This window comes from Caballeronia sp. KNU42, assembly GCF_053760385.1.
The window spans coordinates 564,749-588,588 of sequence record NZ_CM132390.1 but is presented as its reverse complement, the minus strand read 5'-3'; the positions used below and the strand labels follow the sequence as shown (position 1 = coordinate 588,588).

Annotated in this window: 24 protein-coding genes and 1 pseudogene; 11 read left to right on the top strand and 14 right to left on the bottom strand. The window is 60.7% G+C overall.

Annotated features, from left to right (window positions below):
• Positions 1-10: 10 nt before the first annotated feature.
• Positions 11-1,342 carry an acetyl-CoA hydrolase/transferase family protein gene (locus tag ACSOSP_RS34045; RefSeq protein ID WP_455315046.1) on the top strand — a complete coding sequence of 444 codons (1,332 nt, stop codon included), beginning with the start codon at positions 11-13 and terminating at the stop codon, positions 1,340-1,342.
• 57 nt (positions 1,343-1,399) lie between these two features.
• Positions 1,400-1,678: pseudogene (locus ACSOSP_RS34040) on the top strand (thiamine pyrophosphate-dependent enzyme); the annotation flags it as partial.
• Positions 1,679-1,871: 193 nt separating this feature from the next.
• Here the strand turns inward: ACSOSP_RS34040 and ACSOSP_RS34035 are convergent.
• Positions 1,872-2,978 carry an FUSC family protein gene (locus tag ACSOSP_RS34035; RefSeq protein WP_455315045.1) on the bottom strand — a complete coding sequence of 369 codons (1,107 nt, stop codon included), beginning with the start codon at positions 2,976-2,978 and terminating at the stop codon, positions 1,872-1,874.
• 41 nt (positions 2,979-3,019) lie between these two features.
• The gene (locus tag ACSOSP_RS34030) at positions 3,020-3,601 is read right to left on the bottom strand and encodes a hydrolase (protein WP_455315044.1); all 582 of its coding nucleotides are present in this window, start codon (positions 3,599-3,601) and stop codon (positions 3,020-3,022) included.
• 70 nt (positions 3,602-3,671) lie between these two features.
• Here ACSOSP_RS34030 and ACSOSP_RS34025 point away from each other — a divergent pair, with 70 nt between their 5' ends.
• Both ACSOSP_RS34025 and ACSOSP_RS34020 read left to right on the top strand, forming a co-directional pair.
• A complete protein-coding gene (locus ACSOSP_RS34025; protein WP_455315043.1) occupies positions 3,672-4,406 on the top strand; it encodes a TetR/AcrR family transcriptional regulator in 735 nt (244 codons plus the stop codon).
• Complete coding sequence (locus tag ACSOSP_RS34020; protein ID WP_455315042.1) at positions 4,407-4,625, top strand: hypothetical protein; 219 nt, start codon at positions 4,407-4,409, stop codon at positions 4,623-4,625.
• 120 nt (positions 4,626-4,745) lie between these two features.
• Here ACSOSP_RS34020 and ACSOSP_RS34015 read toward each other — a convergent pair whose 3' ends face one another.
• The 3 genes from ACSOSP_RS34015 to ACSOSP_RS34005 all read right to left on the bottom strand — a co-directional run bounded on the left by ACSOSP_RS34015 (position 4,746) and on the right by ACSOSP_RS34005 (position 7,634).
• Complete coding sequence (locus ACSOSP_RS34015; protein WP_455315041.1) at positions 4,746-6,089, bottom strand: SUMF1/EgtB/PvdO family nonheme iron enzyme; 1,344 nt, start codon at positions 6,087-6,089, stop codon at positions 4,746-4,748.
• Between the two features lie 198 nt (positions 6,090-6,287).
• Positions 6,288-7,028, bottom strand: coding sequence for a helix-turn-helix domain-containing protein (locus ACSOSP_RS34010; RefSeq protein WP_455315040.1), 741 nt, complete (start codon positions 7,026-7,028; stop codon positions 6,288-6,290).
• Positions 7,029-7,157: 129 nt separating this feature from the next.
• Positions 7,158-7,634: a universal stress protein gene (locus tag ACSOSP_RS34005; RefSeq protein ID WP_455315039.1), complete on the bottom strand. Its 477-nt coding sequence runs from the start codon at positions 7,632-7,634 to the stop codon at positions 7,158-7,160.
• Between the two features lie 322 nt (positions 7,635-7,956).
• Between ACSOSP_RS34005 and ACSOSP_RS34000 the strand changes: the two genes are divergently transcribed.
• Positions 7,957-9,465: an MFS transporter gene (locus tag ACSOSP_RS34000; protein ID WP_455315412.1), complete on the top strand. Its 1,509-nt coding sequence runs from the start codon at positions 7,957-7,959 to the stop codon at positions 9,463-9,465.
• Between the two features lie 54 nt (positions 9,466-9,519).
• On the opposite strand, the gene ACSOSP_RS33995 is transcribed toward ACSOSP_RS34000, so the two are convergent.
• The 3 genes from ACSOSP_RS33995 to ACSOSP_RS33985 form a co-directional block, all read right to left on the bottom strand.
• A complete protein-coding gene (locus tag ACSOSP_RS33995; RefSeq protein ID WP_455315038.1) occupies positions 9,520-11,091 on the bottom strand; it encodes a DHA2 family efflux MFS transporter permease subunit in 1,572 nt (523 codons plus the stop codon).
• Positions 11,092-11,268: 177 nt separating this feature from the next.
• Positions 11,269-12,063, bottom strand: coding sequence for an ABC transporter substrate-binding protein (locus tag ACSOSP_RS33990; RefSeq protein WP_455315037.1), 795 nt, complete (start codon positions 12,061-12,063; stop codon positions 11,269-11,271).
• 44 nt (positions 12,064-12,107) lie between these two features.
• Positions 12,108-13,262: a methionine aminotransferase gene (locus ACSOSP_RS33985; protein ID WP_455315036.1), complete on the bottom strand. Its 1,155-nt coding sequence runs from the start codon at positions 13,260-13,262 to the stop codon at positions 12,108-12,110.
• Between the two features lie 133 nt (positions 13,263-13,395).
• On the opposite strand from ACSOSP_RS33985, the gene ACSOSP_RS33980 reads away from it, so the two are divergent.
• Positions 13,396-14,316, top strand: a complete 921-nt coding sequence (locus ACSOSP_RS33980) for a LysR substrate-binding domain-containing protein (RefSeq protein ID WP_455315035.1) — start codon at positions 13,396-13,398, stop codon at positions 14,314-14,316.
• Between the two features lie 169 nt (positions 14,317-14,485).
• Here the strand turns inward: ACSOSP_RS33980 and ACSOSP_RS33975 are convergent, their stop codons facing one another.
• The 3 genes from ACSOSP_RS33975 to pcaH form a co-directional block, all read right to left on the bottom strand.
• Positions 14,486-14,791, bottom strand: a complete 306-nt coding sequence (locus tag ACSOSP_RS33975) for a DUF2288 domain-containing protein (RefSeq protein WP_455315034.1) — start codon at positions 14,789-14,791, stop codon at positions 14,486-14,488.
• 78 nt (positions 14,792-14,869) lie between these two features.
• Positions 14,870-15,460 carry a protocatechuate 3,4-dioxygenase subunit alpha gene (pcaG, locus tag ACSOSP_RS33970; RefSeq protein ID WP_455315033.1) on the bottom strand — a complete coding sequence of 197 codons (591 nt, stop codon included), beginning with the start codon at positions 15,458-15,460 and terminating at the stop codon, positions 14,870-14,872.
• A 2-nt stretch (positions 15,461-15,462) separates the two neighbouring features.
• Positions 15,463-16,185, bottom strand: coding sequence for a protocatechuate 3,4-dioxygenase subunit beta (gene pcaH, locus ACSOSP_RS33965; RefSeq protein WP_455315032.1), 723 nt, complete (start codon positions 16,183-16,185; stop codon positions 15,463-15,465).
• Between the two features lie 98 nt (positions 16,186-16,283).
• Between pcaH and pcaQ the strand changes: the two genes are divergently transcribed.
• Complete coding sequence (pcaQ, locus tag ACSOSP_RS33960; RefSeq protein WP_455315031.1) at positions 16,284-17,306, top strand: pca operon transcription factor PcaQ; 1,023 nt, start codon at positions 16,284-16,286, stop codon at positions 17,304-17,306.
• Between the two features lie 304 nt (positions 17,307-17,610).
• Entirely contained in the window at positions 17,611-17,979 is a 369-nt protein-coding gene (locus tag ACSOSP_RS33955) for a response regulator (protein WP_455315030.1), read from the top strand.
• A 73-nt stretch (positions 17,980-18,052) separates the two neighbouring features.
• Here the strand turns inward: ACSOSP_RS33955 and ACSOSP_RS33950 are convergent, their stop codons facing one another.
• Positions 18,053-18,766: a lysophospholipid acyltransferase family protein gene (locus ACSOSP_RS33950; RefSeq protein ID WP_455315029.1), complete on the bottom strand. Its 714-nt coding sequence runs from the start codon at positions 18,764-18,766 to the stop codon at positions 18,053-18,055.
• A gap of 217 nt (positions 18,767-18,983) precedes the next feature.
• Between ACSOSP_RS33950 and ACSOSP_RS33945 the strand changes: the two genes are divergently transcribed.
• The gene (locus ACSOSP_RS33945) at positions 18,984-20,165 is read left to right on the top strand and encodes an alpha/beta fold hydrolase (protein ID WP_455315028.1); all 1,182 of its coding nucleotides are present in this window, start codon (positions 18,984-18,986) and stop codon (positions 20,163-20,165) included.
• Here the strand turns inward: ACSOSP_RS33945 and ACSOSP_RS33940 are convergent.
• Positions 20,157-21,404, bottom strand: a complete 1,248-nt coding sequence (locus tag ACSOSP_RS33940) for an EAL domain-containing protein (RefSeq protein ID WP_455315027.1) — start codon at positions 21,402-21,404, stop codon at positions 20,157-20,159. The genes ACSOSP_RS33945 and ACSOSP_RS33940 overlap by 9 nt on opposite strands.
• A complete protein-coding gene (locus tag ACSOSP_RS33935) occupies positions 21,404-21,610 on the bottom strand; it encodes a hypothetical protein (RefSeq protein WP_455315026.1) in 207 nt (68 codons plus the stop codon). Before ACSOSP_RS33935 ends, ACSOSP_RS33940 begins: the two co-directional genes overlap by 1 nt.
• 295 nt (positions 21,611-21,905) lie before the next feature.
• Between ACSOSP_RS33935 and ACSOSP_RS33930 the strand changes: the two genes are divergently transcribed.
• The gene (locus ACSOSP_RS33930) at positions 21,906-22,328 is read left to right on the top strand and encodes a hypothetical protein (protein WP_031357205.1); all 423 of its coding nucleotides are present in this window, start codon (positions 21,906-21,908) and stop codon (positions 22,326-22,328) included.
• A gap of 824 nt (positions 22,329-23,152) precedes the next feature.
• Complete coding sequence (locus tag ACSOSP_RS33925) at positions 23,153-23,836, top strand: N-acyl amino acid synthase FeeM domain-containing protein (RefSeq protein WP_455315025.1); 684 nt, start codon at positions 23,153-23,155, stop codon at positions 23,834-23,836.
• Positions 23,837-23,840 lie beyond the last annotated feature (4 nt).

Sequence of the window (23,840 nt, the reverse complement as noted above, 5' to 3'; positions counted from 1 at the left end):
AGTTGTACTCATGAACGCCAGATTTCAAGTCGAAGAGTTGTACAAGAGCAAGCTCACTTCCCCGGCGCTAGCAGTCTCGACATTGCGCAGCGACTCGTCTATCGCGCTCGGGATGGCGATGTCGCAGCCACCCTCGTTGCTGGAGGCGTTAGGGGCGCGCGCCGAAGCAGGGGACATTGATGCGCTGAAGGTCTACTACTTTCACTCCGAAGCGTTTTTGCGAGAGAGTTTGCTGCGCTATTCGCTCATGGGCCGGATCCTGCCGCATTGCATGTTCATGGGCGCTCCCGAGCGGGAGCTCGTCAAGCTGGGCGTCGAGGACGCAAACCGCAAGGTCGTGTTCTACGTGCCCAACTCGTTTAGCCAGTCTCCCCGGCTATTCGCTGACCATATCCCTGTTGACACCATGCTGGTGATGGTGTCGCCCATGGATGCGAATGGTTACTTCACGTTCGGCACAAACAACGACTATACGACGGGCGTGGCGCGTGCCGCACGCAGGTTGATTGTGGAAGTCAATCCGAACATGCCACGCGTCTTCGGCGATTCGTTGCTGCACGTGTCGGAAGTGGATGCGATCGTGGAATCGAATCACGCGATACCCGAGCTCAAGCCTAAGGCGGCGACTGCGCACGACCGGACCATCAGCGCGCTGATTGCCGAGCTTGTCACCGACGGCGCTTGCTTGCAGATGGGTATTGGTGCATTACCCAACGCAGTATGTGCCGCGCTTGCCGGCCATAGTCATCTCGGGATTCATACGGAGTTGCTGACACCGGGACTAGTCGACCTGATTCGGCGCGGGGTAGTGGACAACTCCCGCAAGACGCTTAATCGCGGGAAAACTGTCTTCACTTTCGCGATGGGAGACCGCGAGATGTACGGGTACCTGGACAACAATCCGTCGATCGAGAGCTATCCGGTGAGCTACGTGAACGATCCGCATACGATCTCGCGCAACGATAACGTCGTATCGGTTAACTCGACCATCGAAATGGACCTGACCGGCGCGTGCAATTCCGAGCATGTGAAAGGGCATCAGTACAGCGCAACCGGCGGACAACTCGACTTTGTTCGCGGGGCATACGCATCGCGCGGCGGTAAATCGATCATAGCGTTTCACTCAACCGCAGGCGGCGGGAAGGTATCGAAGATCGTTGCCCGACTCAGTGGGCCGGTCACCACGCCGCGTACTGACACTCATCTTGTCGTGACCGAATATGGTGTCGCGAACCTGAAGGGTCTGTCGTCGACCGAACGCGCGAACGCGATCATTCGTCTTGCGCACCCCGAGTTCCGCGAGGCGCTGTCGGTGCAGGCGCGCGAACTTCATTTACTTTAATCAGGAGTCCATTATGGGCAGAACGATCGCCGATCATTTGGCACAGAGCCTGGCCGCACTGATTTGAGCGCGTCGGATTTTGCGGATATTGCGGCGGCAGCGGGCATTTTTAGTATTTGGGTCGAACAATCCGAGGACTTACCCGACGCATTGCGACGTGCGTTCGCACGGCCAGGGCCCGCGTTGATCGATGTGGTTACTGCCAAGCATGAAATCGCATTGCCACCGAAAGTGCAGTGGGCGCAAGCAAAGGGCTTCAGCCTATATATGTTGCGCGCCGTGCTGAACGGCCGGGCAGATGAAGTCATGGAATCAGCGCATACGCATCTTCGTTGACCGTGAATCACGCACGAAACGCAACAGACGATGCTTTCCTGCATCGGGCATGCGCCGGGCTGGTCAAATCGCGTACGGCATTGGCCAATCAAGCCCGTGGCTCTCGCGACATACTGCTCCTCGACACTCGGCGAAATTCGCCGATACAAATGTCCAAAACACCGATTCTGTCCGCACTCTCTTGCGCCCTTAATCAAAGACGACTGCGCGGTCCCGCTCGGTCTTGCCGGGATCTTGGGGAGCCAGACGTCGAGCGGCACGTGTCTTTCAGGTGTGCCGCAATGGCGGATGCCGTAAGCGCACACAGCAACCCAATGGCGCTGCCGACCGCCACGTTCAGCAGGCGCTCGCCTCCAAAGATCCACGGTTTTCCCGCTAATACGAAGGCCATTGCCGCACAGGCGCACCGAACGCCAAATGCGAGCGTGTACGGACGAATGCAGATGAGCGTCAGCATTGCAGCGAACACAACGAGCACACGCATAAACAACGCATGAGGGATCATCAACCCGACGACCACGCCAAAGGAAACGCCGACAACGGCCCCGGTGAGCCGGTTGCGAAACTTCTGCCGGGCGCTTGCTGCATTTCCGGTAACGACGCTGGCGGCCGACCAGATCATCCACTGACCATGATCGACGTGTCGCCATTCGACAAGTACGGCAGCGCAAGCGATCGCGAGCGCGACCGTGATCATCAGTTCGATATACGCGTTGCCCTCGCTGTTTGGGAAGAGGCGAGTCCACTTTGCGAAATGCGCAAGCATCGGCCGGCCGGTTTCACGCGAGCGAAAGTGCTCGACTGACGCAACGAGCAGGATCGGCAACGCCGCTATCAACAGGAACGGCAGGACCTCAACGCTGCGGGTGATGAGCGCCTGCCGCGTGACGCCTTCCGCACTCTCACAGGCAAGATACAGCGAGGGAATGAACGTGAAGTTGCCGAGCGAGCGCAAGGCGCTGCCGCCCGCGGTTACCAGCACGGATCCCATCCCCAGCAGGACTGTGGCTACGACAAAGAGCAGCGGGTGCGCGAGCGACGCCATCAGGATCACGAAGCCCGCGCTGATCGCCAGAGCGTGCGCGAAGACGCCGAGCGGCGCAAGCTGCGAGTGGTCAAGTGCGATGAGCATCGCGACCGGCACGATTGCAGCGGTGAGCCACTCGGATCTGCCGGATACGAGTGCAAGCAAGAGCAGCGGGACGAGCGCAAACATGGCCCGGCCCAACGCCCGCGCGTCGAACACGGTTTCGATGCGGCGAAGGAGCGACGCAGCTCCGGTGTGACGTTCGCTGCTCATCCTCGCTTTCCCGCCGCGCTGTGCTTGTCCATCGGTCGTCATCAGCCTGCGAGCGCCTCGAGTACGTCGACGGATTGCCGCACAAGACCGAGCTTCGGGAAGATGTAATTCAGCGACGCATCATGATGCTCGGTCGCGGCGCAGCTCATTGCGTCCTCGACGAGCACCAGCGAGTACCCGTGCTCGTGCGCGGCGCGAGCTGTCGACTCGACGCCGATGTTCGTCGAAATTCCGCCGAGCACAATGGTTTCGATGCCACGACGCCGCAATTGCAGGTCGAGCTCGGTGCCGTAAAAGGCGCTCCATTGGCGTTTCGTGATCTTGATGTCACGCTCCTCCAACGCCAGTTCGGCGGGGAAGTCCCACCAGTTCGAGGGCAGTCCGCCGGCGGGAAGCATCATGGGCTGATCAACGGACTGCTTCAGTGCATCGCCGAAGTCGGCGCTCCAGCCCACCCGGACCAGGACAACCGGCGCATTGACTTCGCGGAAGCGCTTCGCGAGCGTTGCCGCGGTAGCCAGCACGGCTTCGGCGGGGCGGGGTGCTTTCCCGAATCCGAGAATGCCCTGCTGAAGATCGATCAGAACGAGAGCGGTAGTCTTGGGGTCAAGTTTCTGCAACATGATGGTCTTCCGTTGAAAGCGGCAAGCCGCTGGTGTATTGTGAGGAGGTGCTCACAAAAAGTATATGAGAATGTCCTCACAAAAGTCAACACCGAATACGGGCGAGGCGAAGGCGCCAAGCCGCGCCCGCGGACATGCGCGGGTGGCGTCGTTGCTGGAAGCCGCAAGCGCGGAATTCGCCGAGAAAGGGTACGAAGCAACAACGATGACAGCGATCGCCGCGCGCGCGGGGGCGTCGATAGGTTCGCTTTACCAGTTCTTTCCGACGAAAGAGCAGGTCGCAGCTACGCTAATCGAGCAATACGTGACCGAGCTTGAAGCAGCGTTCGACCGGCTGAGCGAGGAGGTGCCGTTGCTTGACGTATCGGTCGTTGCGGGCCGGCTGACGACGTTGTTCGTGGCGTTTCGCACGACGCACCCTGCTTTCGTGGTGCTGGTCGACGCACGTGATGTCGTATTGCCCGGTGGCACCGGAGTGCGCGAAAGATTGCGCAAAGGAATCGCATCCGTGCTGGGCGCCCTCGCGCCGCGACTGTCCGTGGAAGAAGCTTTGTTCCGGGCCGTGGTCGTCCAGCATCTCATGAAGGCAGCCGTCACGCTGACCCACGATGCGAGCGTGGTTGACCATCCCGCGGCGATCCTGGAGTTCCAGCACGTGGTAGAGCACTACCTTGAGGACGTGATGGAAGCCGCGCGTGGTGGACGAACCCGCGCAGCGCAACGAGGCGCAGCACCCAAGGAGCCTTCCGCTTCGAGCAATGGCGCTGGTCCGAAGACCAAGGGCAAGTCCGGCGTCTCAGCGTGAATGCTGTTGCTGCCCGGCGCGTCATCCCGGCGCCGCGCAACGAACACGTCCGGTGGCGTGCAGCTTCTTGGTTTCGCCAGGCGGTTGCGCACCGCCAAACAGCAGTTGAATGAGGCGGCCCTGTTCTTTAACTACCTCAGCATTTTTCAACTGACGGGGCTGATGGCGCGGTCTGAAGATGAGGAGCGGCTTTACCGTTTCATGCGTGGCAGGCCCTGAAAGGACTTCGTGCGCCAGCTTGCGCCTGCGCACGGGCCAGAGAAATGTTTTAAAACATTTGTTGAAAAAAATCGCAGTAAAGCAACAGCTGATTTCCGGCGTCAACTTATGCTTTATTCATCACGCCCGCACGCAGCGGAATCCCGCATACACGTACTGGTAGTGCGCTTGAAACCAGTTGCGAAAACTTGGTCTCAGCATGCAAGCTGCTGTGCGTGGCGAGCCGCCTTTGAGCACGAAATGCTGGTCATCGTAGAAGTTCGCGGAGTAGCCCAGGTAGAACGGAAACGGCTCGAAGCCGGGCAACGGTCCGAAGGTCGTCGACGTCCATTCCCAGCCGTTTCCAAACTGGCCGACCACGCCCGCCGCGCTGCGATTCTCCGGGTGAGCCTGGACCGGTGACGGTTCCCATCGGCGGAAATCGAAATTGCCCTGTTGGGCGTGCGGGGCCGCCTCGGCAGCGCGCTGCCATTGCGCTTCGGTCGGCAGCGACTTGCCCGCCCATTTCGCGTACGCGCTGGCTTCGGCGTGGCTCACATACACCGGCCAGTCCGCCGGTAACGGGATCTCGGCGAACATGGTCCGCAGCTTCCAGTGCGAGTGTTTTGCCGAGCCTTTCAATTCCGCTGACGATGCATCACGCACCCAGAACGCCGGCTTGTCGATACCCTCACGTTCCTTCCACGCCCAGTCGCTGTCGCGCCAGTAATCGCGATGCCCGTAACCGCCGGCATCGATGAAATCCAGCCAGTCCGCATTCGTCACCATGTAGCGATCCATCTCGAACGCCGGCACGTCCACAGCCTGTTCGCCGAACTCGTTGTCCCAGCCGAACGTGCCGCTATCGCGCGTCAGGCCAAGCGTGGTCCTGCCCGCAGGCACGTGGACCATTTCCCGCGCAATGGAACTGTCGAGCGGGTGTTGCGCTGTGTCTTCAGTGACCACGGGCCCGGTCTTCTGATGTAGCGGCAACTGATGCAGCATGTACGCGAGCGTTTCCGCGTGCATCAGCCTGTGCTCGATCGCGACCTCCAGCAGTGTCTCGGGCGTGGCCTCCGGCGCGCTGGAATTGTCGTGCTTATCTTCACGTTTTGTAATTTCGGCCGGATCAAAACGCGCATCGATGTCGTCACGAATTCGCTGCACATACGCGCGGATCGTGTCGAGCGACGGCCAGTCGTGAGGCAGATCGCTCGGCAGGCCGCCATCGACGGGATCAATGCCGAACGCAAACAGCTGGTCGAACTCGGGATTCGGGCTGGGCAGGTCGAAGAGGCGCTGATCGAACAGATTGCGGTCGAACGCTTCCAGATGCCCGATATAGAACACGATCCGATGCCGCTCGGAGATCGGACGTTCATACAGGAACTCGGGTTTGACGATGCCGAACACCGCGTCGGTGATCTGGCGTGCTTCGCGCAGGCGGGCGAGCAGCGGATGCAGCGGGGTAGGTTCGCGATTCATTTCGCTTTGTCTCCGGGCATGGGCCGATGCAGAACGATAAATCGTAGCAGAGGACATGCCAAGCCTGCTTGGATCGAAGGCGGCGGGAGAAGCGGGTTGAGAAGCGGGTTGAGAAGCGGGTTGAGAAGCAGGTTGAGAAGCGGGTTGAGAAGCAGGTTGAGAAGCGGGTCGAAAAGCAGGCCCGAAGTGGATCGCGCGCTAGATCGCGCGCAGGCCGTCGAAGTCGAGGATCTGGATGAGCTTGCCGTTTGCCTCGATCAGCCCCTTCGCCTGAAACCGCGACAGCGTGCGGCTGACCGTTTCCAGCGTGATGCCGAGAAAACTGCCCATGTCGTCGCGCGTGAGGCGCAGGTTGAACTCGTTGCCCGCATACCCGCGCCGGCTTAGCCGTGCGGACAGATCAAGCAGCAGGGCGGCGACGCGCTCGTCGGCGCGCAACGTGCCGAGGATCAGGGTTTGCGTCGCCTTCCTGACGACCTCGCGGCTCAGCAACTGCAGCAGCCGGCGCTGGAGGGCGCTAGTTTCGCGGCAGGCGCGCTCAAAGTGCACATAGGGGATCACGCAGACCGAACTGTCTTCGAGCGCGATGGCGTGGCAGGCATGGCGGCCATTGTCGAATCCTTCGAGGCCGAGCGCATCGCCGCCGAGATGAAGGCCCATGACCTGTTCGCGGCCGTTGCCGTTCGGTGTCGATACAACCGTCTTGATCGAGCCGGAGCGGATGGCGTAGAGGGTGTCGAAGGTGTCGCCGACGCGAAACAGGGTTTCGCCCCGCTTGACCGTGCGGGCGTGGACGATGATTTTCTGGAGCCTGTGGACGTCGTCGGAAGACAGGCCTTGCGGCAGGCAGTAGTGCTTCAAGGCGCAGGTCGAACAATGAGCGGCGTGGCGCGAGGGGGCGCTGGGCAGCGGAACTGGGGTCTCTTGGACGGTTTGCATGGCTCGCTCGCTTTCAGTTCGTTTTGATCTGGAACAAGGAAATTGTCCCATCGATGCGATCCACCCCCGGGCGGCAAAACGTCGCGTGAGAACGCGGTCGTCTGGCCACCCCCAGGCCCCTCGACGTTCTTACACCTTCGATCCAGGCGCGGCGCCGGCCCCGGAGGCTGAGGGAATCAGCAGTACGGGCAGCGTTGCCTGGCGCAGGCACCTTTCCGCGACACTGCCGAGGATCAGCCGCTGGAAACCCTTGCGGCCGTGCGTGCCCATCACGAGCAGGTCCGCGTTGAATGCGGTGGCGGCGGCGAGCACCATCTCTGCGACATCATCGACCGATGAACCCTCGGCAATCACCACGGCGCCTTGCACGCCGCGCTGTTTCATCTCGGCGTTCGCTTCGCCGGCGAGTTTGGCGCCCTGGTTGGCGAGCTCGTCGCGCAGGATGGAGGGGTCGTAGCCCGGCACGTCGTAGTACACCGGTGCGTTTTCGACCACGTAATAGGGCTGCAGCACCGCGCCGTGCGTAACGGCGAGTTCGAGCGCGGATTCGAACGCGCGACGCGAGGTGCGGCTGCCGTCAATAGCCACGACGATTCGTTTGAACATACGGTTCTCCTTCAGCGGTAGAAATGCAAAAGACGATTTTTAATCGATAAAAACGCTCGCGCCCGATTGGCCGGCTTACAAATGTACGACAGTATTTATCCGATAAATGTTCCGCTTTTATCGACACACCTGCGATCCTGACCAACCGGATGAAATAATGACGTCATACAATCCGGGGCGTGATGTTTGTATCGTTTGTATAGATTCCCTCTATTTTTACTCTCCTAGCCTCCCGCCCGTGTCTGAAACCGCTACTCAGTCTGCCTCGCCTGCCAATCCCGAATCCGCCTCACCACTGCCTTTCCGTAACGCGCTTCTTGCGATGCTCGGCATTGGTCTCGTCAACATGCTGGTCGCGCTTGACCAGACGGTGGTGAGTACCGCGTTGCCGTCGATCGTCGCGGAATTGCATGGTTTCGAGTATTACGCGTGGATCGCGAGCGCGTATTTGCTGGCGTCGGTGGTGACGGTGCCGGTATTCGGCCGGCTCGGCGATTATTTCGGCCGCAAGCGCTTCGTGATTGCCGCGGTGATCACGTTCACGTTGGCGTCCGTCCTGTGCGGCGTGGCCAACGACATGCTGTTTCTCGTCATCGCGCGCGGTTTGCAGGGCGTGGGTGGCGGGATGATGGTCGGCACGGCGTTCGCGTCGATTCCCGATCTCTTTCCCGATCCGCGTTTGCGGGTGCGCTGGCAGGTGGTGATGGCGGCGTCGTATGGGATAGGAACCGCTGCGGGGCCATCGCTGGGCGGCTGGATGAGCGAGCATTGGGGCTGGCGCTCGACCTTCCTGATCAACCTGCCGGTCGGTATCGCCGCGTTCTATTTCATCTGGGCGCATTTGCCGAATTTTCGCCGGCCGCGCGAGGGTGCGGTGAAAATCGACTGGCTGGGTGCGGTGCTGGTTGCGCTGGTGCTGGGCGGATTGCAGGCGTTCATTGAAGCCGTGCCGAAGAGCGGGCTGACCGTAGGCAATGTGGTGCTGGCTGCATGCGTGGCAGGCGGCGCGGTCGCGTTGCTGATCTGCGAGCGTCGCGCGACGCATCCGATCATTCCGCTCGACCTCTTCAAGGACCCGCAGCTTGTTACGTTATTCACGTTGTCGATGCTCTCCGGTTTCGTGATGTTTTCGCTGATCTTTTTTGCGCCGCTTTTGCTGCAGGGCGGTTTTGGTTTATCGCCGCAGCAGGCTGGATTGCTGGCTACGCCAATTGCGATGTTTATTGCTATCGGCAGTTTTATCAACACGCGCATTGTGATTCATTTGCGCAAGCCTACTTTCATTTTGTCGATTGGGTTTACGTTGCTGCTATTCGCATGTATTGCGCTGGCGTTTGCCGACGCTTCCACGCCGCATATCTGGATCGAAATTCCGATGGCGGGCATTGGTATTGGCCTGGGCTTCGTGCTGAATAACCTGAATGTATTCGGGCAGGAGATTGCCGGACGTGAGCGCTTCGGCATTACCACGGCGCTGCTCCAGTCCACTCGAATGGTGGGCGGGATGCTCGGGACGAGCGTGGTCGCGGTGATCGTGCAGCATCATTACCGGGACGTGATTACGCGCACGCTGCGAGTACTTGGAGAGCCGGCGAGTATTGCGTGGCTGCCGAGGTTTAGCGATCCGCGGATCCTGATCGATTCCGCCTTGCGGGCAAAGTTGCTGGCCGATCTCGCGCCGGCCGGGCTGGATGGTCCGGCCATGATCGAAAGCGCCCGCGAGGTGCTCGTGCAGTCGATTCACATTGGCGTGGCGCTGACCGCGGTCGCGGCGTTATCGGCGGTGCTGATGGTGCGAAGGGTTTCGCATATTACGTTCAGGAAGGGGTAGGGGTGGGTTTTCCGCAGGCTCTCGGGTCGGACCAAACCTGGGCGCCTGCAAACCTCAATGTGCCCCCGCCGCCGCGCCGCCCCCGCCGCCTTTCGCGCGTTTCGTAATCCAGATCAACGGAATGATCAGGATGAAAATCACGGCGGAAGCGAAGAAGATATCGTTCAGCCCCATCATCGCGGCTTGGGTATTCACGGTGAAATCGAATAAACCGCGCGCTTGCGCTTCGTTGACATTCAACGCTCCCTGCGACGCCTGCAGCGACTGCAAAAACATCGGGTTATTGACATTGGCCAGTTCGGTCAGCCGCTCATGATGCAGGGCGATCCGGTTCGTCCACTCATTACCTGCCAGCGACGTCCCGACCGCCCCGCAAAATACCCGCGCGAAATTCGATAACCCCGCCGCCGCGGGAATCTTCGACGGCGGCAAGCCCGACAAGATAATCGACGTCAGCGGCACGAAGAACAGCGCCATGGGAATGCCCTGCAAAAGCGTCGGCAAGACCAGGTGCCAGGTATCGATCTGAATCACATACTTGGAGCGCATGTAAAAGACAATGGCGAAGCCGATAAACGCCAGGGTCGCCACAACGCGGGCGTCGGTGCGGGGTAAGACGCGTCCCATGACCGGCGCGAGAAGCACCGCAAAAATACCCAATGGCGCGGTCACCAGCCCGGCGTCGACGGAACGGTAATTCAAATACTGCTGCATCCATTGCGGCAATAAAACAAGGTTGCCGAAGAACACCCCATAAGCCACCGAAATGGCCACTGTTCCACCAAAGAAATTGCGCCCGGCGAACAGCCGGAGATCAACCACAGGATTCGCCTCGGTCAATTCCCAGACCACGAAAAGCGCAAAGGCGATCATGGCAATGATCCCGAGCCACACGATCAGCGGCGATGAAAACCAGTCGAGATCGCGTCCCTTGTCGAGCATGATCTGCAGCGATGCCACCCAGGCAACCAGCAACATGAGTCCGATCCCGTCTATAGGCGCTTTGCGCGTGGCCGATTCACGTTTGCGGTAGATAAACCACGTGACGCTGGCAGCGAACAAGCCGACGGGAATGTTGATATAGAAGATCCACGACCAGCTATAGCTGTCGGTAATCCAGCCGCCTAGTGCCGGTCCGGCAATCGGCCCGACGGTCGCGGTCATCGCCCAGAGGGACAGCGCCATTGACGCTTTCTGCTTAGGATACGACCCGAGCAAGATAGCTTGCGACAAGGGAATCAGCGGTCCGGCCACGGCGCCTTGCAAGACCCGTGCGGCCAGCAATATCGGCAGGGTTGGTGCAAGCCCGCACAGCCACGAAGAAATAACGAACAATAAAATCGCGCCGACAAACAGTTTGATTTGCCCCACGCGCTGGGTCAGCCAGCCGGTCAGCGGAATGGACACCGCATTGGCCGCGGCGAATACGGTCACCACCCACGTGCCTTCATCGACGGATACGCCAAGATTGCCGGAAATGGTCGGGATGGCGACGTTCGCGATCGATGAATCGAGCACGTTCATGAACGTGGCGAGCGCCACGGCAAGGGTCGCGAGAACCAGTTGGCCGCCTTTCAACGGCGGCGGCGGGGAGGGCGCGGGCGATGCGGCAGGCGCAGTGCTCATGGGATATCCGGGTAAAGCGGCCGCACCATGAAACGCAGCGGCCGATTGTGCCAACAACGAAGGCCGCAGTGTGCCAGCGTTCAAAAAACCCCGCTGATCAGGCTGCGGCTTTCATCCGGCTATCAATCTTTTACGGCGCTTCCGTCGACTTCGGATATCCCTTGCTTCAGGCCAATTTCATTTAGCCGATACGTCGATGTCGCCAAGATACTTCTTCGCGAATTTCGCAATTGTTCCGTCCGCCTTCAGCTTCGCAATCGCCGTGTTCAGGCGCTGCTTCAGCGCGGCGTCGTCCTTGCGGATACCGAAAGCGATGCCGCTGCCGAGGATCTTGTCGTCGCTGACCGGAACCCCAACAAAGCTGTACCCTGCGCCGTCCGGCTTGGACAGGAAGCCCGATTGCCCGGCGGCCGAGAGGACCAGCGTGCCGTCGAGACGGCCGGCTTTCAGGTCCGTATAAGCCTGGTTCTGATCCTGGTATGGCACGACGTTCACGCCCGCATTCGCCCAGTGCGCCTTGGCGAAACTTTCCTGGATCGAACCCTGCAATACGCCAATGTTCTTGCCCTTCAGCGACGCCGGCGTCGGCTCGAGCCCGCTACCCGTTTTCGCGATCAGTTGCGTCGGTACGCGATACACCACCGTCGTGAAGTCGATAGCCTGGCGGCGCTGATCGGTCGCGTTCATCGCCGAATTGATGGCGTCGAACTTGCGGCCTTGCAGGGCCGGGATCAAACCGTCGAACGAGGTTTCGATCCACACGCATTTCATCTTGGCCGTGGCGCACACCGCGTTGCCGACATCGATATCCAGTCCCTGTAATTCACCCGATGCCGCCTTCGATTCAAACGGCGGATATTGCGCTTCCACGCCGTAGCGCAAGGTGTCGGACTCGGCCGCGTATGCGGCGGTGGTGCATACGGAGGCGGCCAGCAGCAGGGCGGCTGTCAATGCGTGAGCGGTTTTATTCATGGAGCGTCTCTATTGGTTGAAGTTGAATGGAGTTCAAACCAGCACTAAACCTCGCACAACCGGCGAGCGCCTTCGCGCAGCGTGTCGTCGTCCTTGGCGAAGCTCAGACGGATGATGCGGTTGTCCGTGCCGTCTGTGTAGAACGCCGACAACGGAATGGTCGCGACACGGGTTTCGCGGATCAGGCGCAGCACGAAGTCGCTGTCCGATTCATCGGAGAACGCGCCGAAACGCGCCAGCATGAAGAAGCTGCCCGCGCTCGGCAAGAGTTCGAAGCGTGAACCAGCCAGTGCTTTGGCAAGCAGATCGCGTTTCTTCTGATAGAACTCGCCGAGTCCGAGATAGCTCGATGCGTCGCCGAGTGCTTGTGCGAATGCGATCTGCATGGGGGTATCGGCGGCGAAGGTCATGAACTGATGGACCTTCCGGATTTCGTTGGTCAGCTCGGCCGGGGCGAGCGTGAAACCGACGCGCCAGCCGGTCACGTGATACGACTTGCCGAACGACGACACGATCACGCTGCGCTCGGCCAGCGCCGGATAACGCGCCATGCTGTGATGCAGCGCACCGTCGAACACGACGTGTTCATACACTTCATCGGACAGCACGATGATCTTCGAATCGCGTGTCAACGCCGTGAGGCGGTTGATGTCTTCATCGGAGAACGCGCTGCCGGACGGATTGTGCGGCGAGTTGATGATGATCATCCGCGTGCGCGTCGTGATGGCTGCGGCCACTTCGTCCCAGTCGATATGAAAATCCACCGGCGAGAGCTTGATCGGGATTGGCGTTGCGCCCTGCAATTGCACGATGGGACCGTAGCTGTCGAATGACGGTTCGAAGTAGATCACTTCGTCGCCGGGATGCACGAGCGCGCTGATCGACGCGTACAAGCCTTCGCTGGCGCTTGCCACCACGGTGATTTCGCTGCCCGGGTCGTAAGTGCCGCCGTAGAGCTGCTGCGTTTTCAGCGCGAGGGCTTCGCGCAGCGCGGGCACGCCTGACATGGGTGCGTACTGGTTATGCCCGGCGCGCATGGCTTGCGCCGCGTTGTCCACCAGCTTCGGATCGCACGCGAAATTCGGTGCGCCTTGCGAGAGATTCAGCGCCTGATGTTCTTCGGCGAGCTGGCCAATCACGGTAAAGATGGTCGTGCCAACATTTGGCAGCTTCGATGCGGGTGTCCAGGCACTTTTCACGGTGGTTGTCTCCGGAGGACTGAATTCAGGTAATCGAGTATCGATTGTCATTCGACAGCAGCAATAAAGCGCGGACAATCGAAAGTTTGTCATACTAGCCATGAACCCAGTTCATGCCTTAAGAGATCTGACAATGAAACCGCTGCCGTCCCTGGATGTGCTTAAAACCTTCGCTATCGTGGCGCAGCGTCTGAACTTTACCCGTGCCGCCGATGTTCTCAACATCACGCAAGGCGCGGTCAGCCGGCAGATTTCCGGGCTGGAGGCGCATTTGGGTTATGCGTTGTTCGTGCGCCAGCCGCGCGGCCTGGCGCTGACGCCCAACGGCGCAATGCTGCTCGCGCCCTTGCAGCAGGCGCTGACGCAGATCACGGAGGCGCTTGAGCGTAGCGGCGCGCAGTCCGGCACGTTGCGGGTGAAATGTCCCACCTGCGCGATGCGGTGGATTTTGCCGCGCGTGATCCGGTTGCAGAATGAGCGGCCGGAGCTCGCGATCGAGGTGACGGCGGCGGTGTCGCACGGGGTGGAGTTCAACGCCGAGCAGTTCGATGCCGCAATCGTGTTCGGACAACCGACGTTAAAGGGCGTGAGTTCGCATCATCTGTTCGATGAAGTGCTGACGCCGGTATGCGCGCCGGGCTTGTGGAAGGAGCGGCCGGTTGGCGCTGCAGCGGCTACGCCCGATGATCTTGCCGATCAGACCTTGTTGCATCCCACGCGTGACCGGCGGGACTGGATCAGGTGGCTGGAAGCGTATGGATATAAGGGATTGCCGTCATTGAAAGCGCAGCACTTCGATACGCTCGATCTCGCCATTTCGTCTGCCATGCAGGGTTTGGGCGTGACGATTGGGGATTTGTCGCTGATCGAAGAGGACTTGCGGGCGCAGCGGATCATCACGCCGTTTTCGCTTTGTGTGCCGAGCGGGGCTTCGTATTACCTGATCTATCCGGAGCGGCCGGCGCCTTCGCCGGTTTTGCAGGAGTTTGCGCAATGGCTCGAGGGCGAGGCCGCGGTGACGCGGGCGAATCTTTTGGCTTATATGAGGCGGTGAGGTTCGTTCGCACTTTGGGGGTGGTCGGGGTCGGGGGTGGTGCTGAGGTGCCTGGTTCGTGCGGTAGCGGTCGGGGTTGTTGCCGGGTTGCTGCTTTCAAGGTTAGTGGTCTGCGTGAGAGAGCTATTTTCTTTATCACTATTAGCCACTGCGCGTGGCGGGGAACCTCTCACCCACGCTCCTGCACACACACCCACGGCGACACCACCACGGCCCACAGTTCGGGATTGCGCGCAGCAAGATCCTCAGCCACAGCGGGTTCGACGCGTTCAAGCAACCCCGCCGACAACCACGCGGTGACCTGCTTCGTATCATCACTGGCAACGGCTTCGGCGACACTCACCAGATCGATATCGCGTGCCACTTTCAGCAACACGCCACGCGCGAAAAACCGCTGCAGTTCAGACCATTCGATCTGCGCGGTTTCGGCGAAAAGTTTGAGGTACAGCGGACTGGCGGACTGAGCGTCTTTCATAGGGAATCACAGGCAGGTTCGAGCGTCCGACATCATAAACCATCCCGCCGGACGCTCGGCTTGCCTGCCAGCAATCGCTCAAAGATCGAAGAAAACCGTTTCCTTCGGTCCTTGCAGATGAATATCGAAGCGATAAATCGTATTCGACGTGCCTGCTTCCCGTTTGGCGACCAGCGTGCCGCGGCGTTCCGCAGGCACCAGCGCGAGGACGTCATCGCGCGCGTTGGCCTTGGCTTCATCGTCGAAATAGATGCGCGTATAGGCGTGCAGCAACATGCCGCGCATCAACACGATCACATCGACATGCGGCGCCGAATCGCCCCCGGTGCTCCCCGGCTTGACCGTGTCCACGACGAAGCGCAACTCCGGATCGGTCCCCGTGCCCACTCGCGCAAAACCGCGAAAGCCCGACTTGCGCGCCTCGGCCGGCGTGCTCACATAGCGGCCGGTGGAATCGGCCTGAACCATTTCGATCACGGCATCGCCCACCACTTTCTCTGCACCGTCGAATACCTGCCCCACGATGCTGATGTGCTGTCCCACTGACTCCCGATCCGCAATCGACGGCGTGAACAAGCTCTTCAGGTCGAAGTTGTATTGCTCGGGACACAGGCCATAAGCGAAATACGGTCCGACCGTTTGCGACGGGGTTTGTTTATACGTGGTCATGTTCAAGCCTCCGTCGGGGTCTGGTTCGCGCCGCGCAGCACGATGTCGAATTCATAACCGAGCGCATAGCCTTCCTCGGTCGTATCGATGGAAAAGCGCGAGATCATCCGGTTGCGCGCATGTTCCGGCGTGCCCTGGAAGATCGGATCGAGGTCGAGCAGCGGGTCGCCAGGGAAATACATTTGCGTGACGAGACGCGAGCCGAAGTAGTCGCCGAACAACGAGAAGTGGATGTGATTGGGACGCCACGCGTTCGGATGATTACCCCACGGATACGCGCCCGGCTTGATCGTAAGAAAGCGGTACCGCCCCTCGTTGTCAGTCAGGCAACGGCCGGCGCCCAGGAAATTCGGATCGAGCGGCGCCGCGTGCTGGTCGGCTTTGTGAACATATCGCCCCGCTGCATTCGCCTGCCAGATCTCGACCAGCGTATTGCGCACCGGCCGGCCGCCTTCATCGAGCACGCGGCCCGTCACAATGATGCGTTCGCCCAGCGGCTCGCCATTCTTTGCGGCGTTGCGCGTCAGGTCATGATCGAGCTTGCCGAGATCATCGGCGCCATACACCGGCACGCGCCGGTCTCTCAGGTTCTCTTTTAGCGGAATCAACGGGCGTGATGGGCTGCGCAACACCGACGACGTGTAGCCTGCATGGCGATAAGGGGGATGGGAATCCCAGTCGCGCGGGCTCAGGATGAGGGAGGGGGAAGTCTCGGGGGAAGTCACTTTTTTGTCTCCGACTTTTAAAATATGAATCAACACTTTATCTAAGTGACGAAGTTATGGAAAATGATGTTTTATGCATTCAGACATAACCAAACGTCATGGCTAAAGACCCTATGCCGTCCGTCCCTGCGGCGTCGAACACGCGGAGTAAGCCGAACCAGCCCCTCGCGCCGATTGCGAACCTGACCAGCGGCCGGATCAAGTTCCGGCATCTGCAGTGCTTCCTGGCAGTGACGCAATTCGGCAGCGTGCAGCGCGCCGCTGACAGCCTGTCGATCACGCAGCCGGCGGTATCGAAAACGATAGGCGAGCTGGAAGCCATCCTGGGCGTGCGCTTGTTCGAACGGGGCCGCCGTGGCGCCGCGCCGACCCGCGAGGGCAGATTGTTCGCGCCGCACGCTGCAGCCTGCGTAGGGGCTTTGCGTGAGGGGGTGGATGAACTGTCTCGACACGGCGTCGACCTGCCCGGCACGGTCGCGCTAGGCGTCTTGCCGACCGTCGCGCCTGCGTTGCTGCCGCCCACGCTTGCCGCGTTCCGGGCGCACTGGCCGGATGTCTCCGTGCGGGTATGGACCGGGTCGAACTCGCAGTTGCTCGAACGCCTGAAATCCGCCGATACCGACCTGGTCATCGGCCGCCTGTCCGAACCGGAAGGCATGCAGGGCATGACCTTCGAGCAGTTGTATCGTGAGCCGTTGACGGTCGTTGTACGTCACGATCATCCGCTCGTGCATGAAAGCAATATCACGGCGTCGGTGCTTGCCCGCTTTCCGGTGGTCGTGCCGCCATTTGGGACGCTGATCCGGCAGTCCGCTGAAAGCGTGTTGACGGCGTTCGGCGCGCAGGCGCTGAGTTCGCTGATTGAAACCTTGTCGGTGTCGCTTGGGCGCGCTCTTGCATTGCACAACGATGCGGTTTGGTTCGTGCCCTCGAGCGTGGTGGAACACGACATCGAATTGAAGCTGCTGGCCCGCTTGCCGATGCCCTTTGCCGGCGCCGATGAACCCATCGGCCTGATACTGCGCCATGACCGCGCCCGCTCGCCTGCGCTCGATAGTTTGATCGATGCGATCCGGGAAGCCGGAAGGCAGCGCGAGGCGGTTCGTATCGGTATGAAATAGCGCGTAGGGAAGCTTGCCGCAGGCACTTGTTACCGTTAATGCGGTACCGGCAAAACCCCATTAGCATACGTGCGATAAAAGCTATATAAGTGGGCCAGGCCTGCTTCAGTCAGCAGTCAAGGCAAGCGCAAGGCAGCCTTGAAAAGCAGGATAAAAACGGAAGATCACGAGCAGCGCACGAGCGCTGCAAACAACCATGCTGTAAGCAAGCGCAACAGAATTTGCGTGCAACCAAAGTCCGCCTTGTGCTGTCTGATTCCGCAACGCTTCAATCCTCAGGACGACCATCAAAGCCGCCAGCAAGATGAGAACCGTATTGCTCGTCGACGACGACCCCGCCACCCTCGAAGCATGGACCCTGTGCATGCAGTCGGCAGACTGCACGGTGCTGGCCGCATTCGACGGCAACGGTGCGCTTGCGCTATTGGGCGAGCACAGCGTGGATATCGTGGTGTCGGACTGGATGATGCCGGGGCTCGGCGGCGCTCTGTTATGCCAGACGATGAAGACCAACTCGGCCCTGGCCCACATTCCCTTCCTGATGATCTCGGGTCATCCGCACCCGCCGGCTTTCGTTCACTACGACGGCTATTTACAGAAGCCCGTCGAGACCGAAGCGCTGTTGTCGGCGGTGGAGCGGCTATGCGCCGCGAAGCGCCGCCGGCCGTTCTGATGTTTTGACCTACCAACGCACCGAGCCGCTTCTGACCAAGGGTTAGAGCACGTAGCCGTGCTCGGGTGCAGACTCAAGCCAGCCGCGCCAGTTCCTTTTCCATCCGTTCCTGCGCCAGCCTGTTCAACTCTTGCGGCACCACACAATCGGCGGGCAGCGCCGGAAGCACGATCACGCGGATATGCCCGGGCTGATCGGGCCAGCCTTTTGCCGGCCAGTACTTGCCGGCGTTATGCACGACCGGGACCGCAGGCACTTGCGTGGAACACGCGAGCCTCACGCCACCTGACGCCAGCTTGAGCGGCGCATCGTGCGCGACCCGCGTGCCTTCCGGAAAGATCACCACCACATCGCCGAGCGCGAGCTTTTCCGCGCATTCGCGCGTGACGGCCTGATGTGCCTGGCGGGGCGAACCGCGATCCAGGCTCACCATATCCAGGCCCTTCAACACCCAGCCGAAGAACGGAATGCGCTTGAGGTCGCTCTTGAATACGAAGCTGATGCGGCGCGGAAACAGCGCCATGAACGCGAGTGTTTCCCATGTCGACTCATGCCGGCACAGCATGATGAACGGTTCGTCCGGCAGGTTCTCCAGCCCTTCGACCGAACACGATACGCCCGTGATCGCGCGCATCATCCAGATCATTGCGCGGCACCATTGCTTGGCGAGCCAATAACGGCCGCCGCGGCCGACGAACGGAAACAAAGGCAGAATCAGGACCGACCACACTGTGCCGCTGCCAAGCAGGTAGGTCGCGAATAGCCACTTGACGAAGGTTCGATGCATTAAGAAATGGACGTGGTAAAAATGGGGCGAAAGGGGTGCGGCGGGTTGCAAGGCGTCCTGGGGTACGGTGACCGGCCCGACGTTTGAGCCCGCGTGCGAAACCCGAAGGATAGCCTGTGCGGCGGTTCATGTCCCAAACTCGGGTCCCGGGCCTGCCCCTGAAGTAACCGCCCAATGACAATCAGAGAGGCGCCGGTCTCTCTTTAACGGAGTTGCAATGACGGAAGAAGCAAACAGCGAAGTGAAGGCCGAATTGACGAACGGCAATGCCGCCGAGCCGGCGCCTGCGTTCGAGGACGGTTTGCTGGATGTCGGCGATGGCCACGCCATGTACTGGCGCGCGCAAGGGCCCAAGGACGCCCCTGTGATGCTGATCGTCCACGGCGGCCCCGGCGGCGCGATGAACCTGAAGTGGGCGAATGTGCTCGATGCGTCGAAGTGGCGCATGGTTTTCTTCGATCAGCGCGGCTGCGGCAAATCCACGCCGTTCGGGAAACTGGAGCACAACGGCACGAACGATCTCATCGGCGATATGGAGAAGCTGCGGGTCGCGCTCGGCATCGAAAAGTGGGCGCTGTTCGGCGGCTCGTGGGGCACGACGCTCGCGCTCAGCTACGGCGTCACGCATCCGGAACGATGCCTCGGTTTTTTGCTGCGCGGGATTTTTCTCGCGCGCAAGGAGGATATCGACTGGTTCCTGTGGGACGTGCAGCGCGTGTTTCCGGATGCGCACCGGGCCTTCCTGGATGCCATCGAGACCGCGAGCGGCCAGCGTCCGCGCAATGCCGCCGAGATCCTGGCGCTCACCGGCGTGCCGCTCGCCCGTTTCGACGACGCCGGCATCAAGCTCGCCCGCGCGTGGTCGGGCTTCGAGGCGACGTTGTCGGTAGTGAATAAACCCGCGCCGAAGAAGGGTGCTGACCAAACCCATAAGGACGAATCGAAAGGCGAGGCTTCCGTCATAACGGCGCAAACCGATGCCGCGCAAACCACCGCCACGCTGCTCGAGCCGACCCAGGCTGACGCAACTCAAGCAGAGCCGGCCAGCCCCGAAGCCACCCGCGAGGCCAATGCCGCTGCGATCTCCATGTCGCTGCTGGAGCACCACTACATGGCGCATGAGTTGCCGCCGGAGCCGTTGTTGCCGCGTATCGGCAGGATCGCGCATTTGCCGTGCGTGCTCGTACACGGCCGCTTCGACATGGTGTGTCCCGCCGATCAGGCGCAGGCCCTCGCCGACGTGTGGCCGGGCGCGCAGCTATCCATTGTCGATGCCGCGGGCCACTGGACCTTCGAGCCCGGCAACGTGACAGCGTTGAAAGCCGGCGGCGAGTATCTTGCGCGAACGCTGTCCGCGCAACTGGCTCCGGCTCCGGCCTCAACCCCGACGCTAGGCTGAAGGCGGCAGCAACCCGGTCGCCGACGCGGCGAGACGCTCCCAGTCGAGATCCGCGCCGAACACGAGCGGGTCGCCGCGATAGTTGATGAAGATGGACAGCGTCACGCACAGCCCGGTGCCGGTCGCCGATAAGTACGGAGCACTGACCATCAGGCGCTGCGGATAGGCGAGGGCATCGACGAAATACGGCCGGTTGTCCCAGCGGCCGATCGACGGCTTGCTCAGCGGCGCGAGGCGAGGAGCGATCGGGGTTGCGCCGGCGCCTTCGATCATCGGGATGCATTCGCGGCCGCCCTGATCGAGGAAAAAGCAACATACCGTGCTCGGCAGCGCCCGCAGATCCTCGCACGCCCGCTCCGGCAACGCGCCGGAGCACATGCGTTCGGCCGCCTCCGCAAAGCGCGTCCGATACGGCATCAGCAGCAAGTCGACGGCAAGCTCGCGGGTCTGGCGCGTGTGAGCGAGGGTATCGAAGACGGTTTCGATCTGCTGCGTCGCGGCTTCCTCGGGCGAGTTTCCGGGACCTGGCTGGCCGAACAGGAAACCCTGCACGAAGTCCACCCCCGAGCGCGCGGCCAGCAGCAAGTCCTCCTCGGTCTCGATGCCTTCGGCCACCACCAGCATGCCGGCCTCGTGCAACAGGCTCACCAGCTTCGGCATCACTGACTCGCGCAGGTCCGGCTGATGCGCGTGGATGAGGCTGCGATCCAGTTTCACGATGTCCGGCCGCAAGGTCAGCAACCGATCCAGGTTCGAGTGGCCGGCACCGAAGTCGTCCACCGCCACGAGAAAGCCTTGACGCCGGAACGCCTGGGTCGCGTGGGCGAACGCGCAGACGTCGTTGCCGCCCGATTCCAGCAGTTCGATCACGATTTCTTCCGGCCGCATGCCCGAATCACGCGCGATGCCGGCGAGTTGCTGCGCATAGCCGGGATCGATGAAACTTGCCGGCGTCACGTTCAGGAACAGCCAGCTCTGGCCGGGCAGCCATTTGGCCGCGTTGTGCACATGGGTGACATGACTCAGGCGATCGAGCACCCCGGTCGAGCTCTCCACGATCGCTTTCGCGAACAGTTCGAACGGCTCCAGCAACCCCCCGGCGGATGCAACGCCGCGCAACAGGGCCTCGTAACCGACCTGGCGCTGGTGGGGCAAGCTGTAGATCGGCTGGAAATGCGAACAGAGCGCGATGCCGTCGAACGCGGCCTGCGGACGAGGCTTACCGAGTGCGCGCCGCATCAGGGAGCCGCCGCCTGGAGACGGGCATTGCCGGTTGGCGCTGCCATGCTGGCTGGTGCAACACGTCCCGAGACGAATAGTGAAAAGGGGCGCAGGATGAACGGCATGAACCGTGCGGGCAACCCTGTCAGCCGTGGTGTGTAACGACGGCTTACCGGCCCGGTCAGAGCGGCTGCACAAACGCGAGCCAGGAACAGTTCGAACATGATGTTGGTTTGCGCGCGTGAATATGACAATGGGACGAATGGAACGCGGCTCGGCAACGCTTGAGGCCGGACGACATCTTATCGGATCAAATGGCGGTTGGCTTGAGCGCGAAGGCATCATGCCACGCGAAGGCCTGACGCCGGCAGCTTTGATGGGCGGGCGTTTGCGGGATGCCAAAAATTCCGGGGAAGGCCTGCCGGACGGTAAATTTGGGACAGGAATGGTACGATCGCGCCTTGCAAGCCGGCGGGCGCTGCTCGTCGAACAAGTGAATCAAGTTACGGAGGCGACCCGATGGCTCAACAGAAAACCAACCCGAAGCTGGAGCAGGCGCTGACGCGCGGCGACCTCGCGATTCGCCAGGCCAACTCCGGCCGCGCGACGGCTGTGCTGCGCGCGCTTGGCAAGATGATTGTGGAGGCTTCGGCGACCATCGGCGTGGAAGCGTTCGTTGTGATTCATGACGGCGACAAGATCTACGATCCGGCCGACGGCATGTGGCCGCAACAACTGCTGGTGTCGCTCGATGGCCCGGTGGAAGACGCGGACCCGGATGAATTGCGCACCGTGACCTTGATGGCCGACACCCCCGCAACCGTGTTCCGATGTGAATGGCAACGCGCGGACGGCAAGATCGGCCGTCAGGAAGGGCGCCCGCTCGCGATGGTGGCGTTCATCACCGACGTGGACATCCCCTGGCTCGACGACGAGGACTGAGGATGCGCCCGATCAGGAGCCCGAGCTTATCCCTGCACAAACGGGCGGATGCGCCTTGCATCCGCTGCCCCAGGCTTCTTCGCTTCTTCATTCAGCAAAACCGGCAGTTGAGTCACGCTTCAGGTGCAATTCTCTTCCAATTCCCAAAGCGCGAACACGCAGCGCCGTCGAATTGCTTTCGCTTGCGTAGTGAAATGCCATATCGGCAAAAGGGGTTATCTGCGGCGACTTGTATTCGTCGGTTTAATGGACCACCTTTGTTGCAATCGAGTCATTCCCCCACGGGTCTATCCAGCCGCTTCGCTTGCATCGCTATTCACCCTCGATATAAAGTCAGCGATAAAAAATCCGTTATATAAGCATAAGCACACCAACGGTGCAGCGCCGGAGATAGCGCAAGGAAAACATGACGTTGGAATATTTCTAACGCATAGTTAATGGCATAAAAGAATCCCGCTCCACGCGCTCGACACATCTTACCTGCCGGAAATTTTTCATAATACGAAATTCCGTCGATGATTAGGCTCGCCGGACGCGAAAATCACTGAAAATGCAGGTGTTTTTGAAGTTTATTTAGAGATTTATTTGCTAGCGCGCACCCCATCAATTGCCTTTGGGCGAGACTAAATCCGTCGTGCGATTCGTTTGCGTGAAGTCAAACGCTCCGCGACGTCCTTCTTCTCGCCAAAAATGGGGTAGCACAAATGGAACAGCTTAATCAGGCAGGTCAAAGCAGCGTTTTTCGGAACGGACATATTGAGCACGGTAAGCGTGCAGAGCGGTTTGAACTCGCGGCCGTACAGTCGCTAAAGAAGTCCGAGTCCATGCCGTTCACGATTCGCATCGTATCGGCGGATCATGATCTTCAGAAAGCGGTACAGGTCCGGCGTGTGGCCTACGGTCGCCATTTGCCGTCTTTTGCGGAGAAAATGGCAGTCGAAGAGTGTGATCGCGATCCGGGTACGGCGATTCTGCTTGCTGAATCGAAGCTCGATGGCGCGCCGCTCGGCACCATGCGTATTCAAACCAACGAATATGCACCGCTCGGCGTGCAGGGATCGGTCGAATTGCCGGCCTGGTTAAGAAGTGGCCGTCTCGCTGAGGCCACTCGCCTGGGCGTGGCCGGCGGGACGATTGGCCGCGTGGTAAAAATGATGCTGTTCAAATCATTGTTTTTATACTGTGAGCAGCAGCAGATCGACTGGACGGTGATTACCGCGCGTTCGCCGCTGGATCGGGAATATGAAGCCATGCTGTTCGAGGATGTTTTCGGTTATCGGCAATTCATTCCGATGGCGCATGTCGGCAATTTGCCGCATCGGGTTCTGGCCGGCGAAGTCGGTGTCGCGCGTCAGCGCTGGGAGGAAGCGAAGCACCCGCTATTTCAGTTCGTGTTTCAGACGCATCATGCTGATATCGATTTGCGGGCGGCAGATTTATCTTTCGAGCGAGAAACGGTAGGATGCCCGGAAGCTCCGCAGGTTGCGCAGGTTGCTTATGGCAGGTAATAAA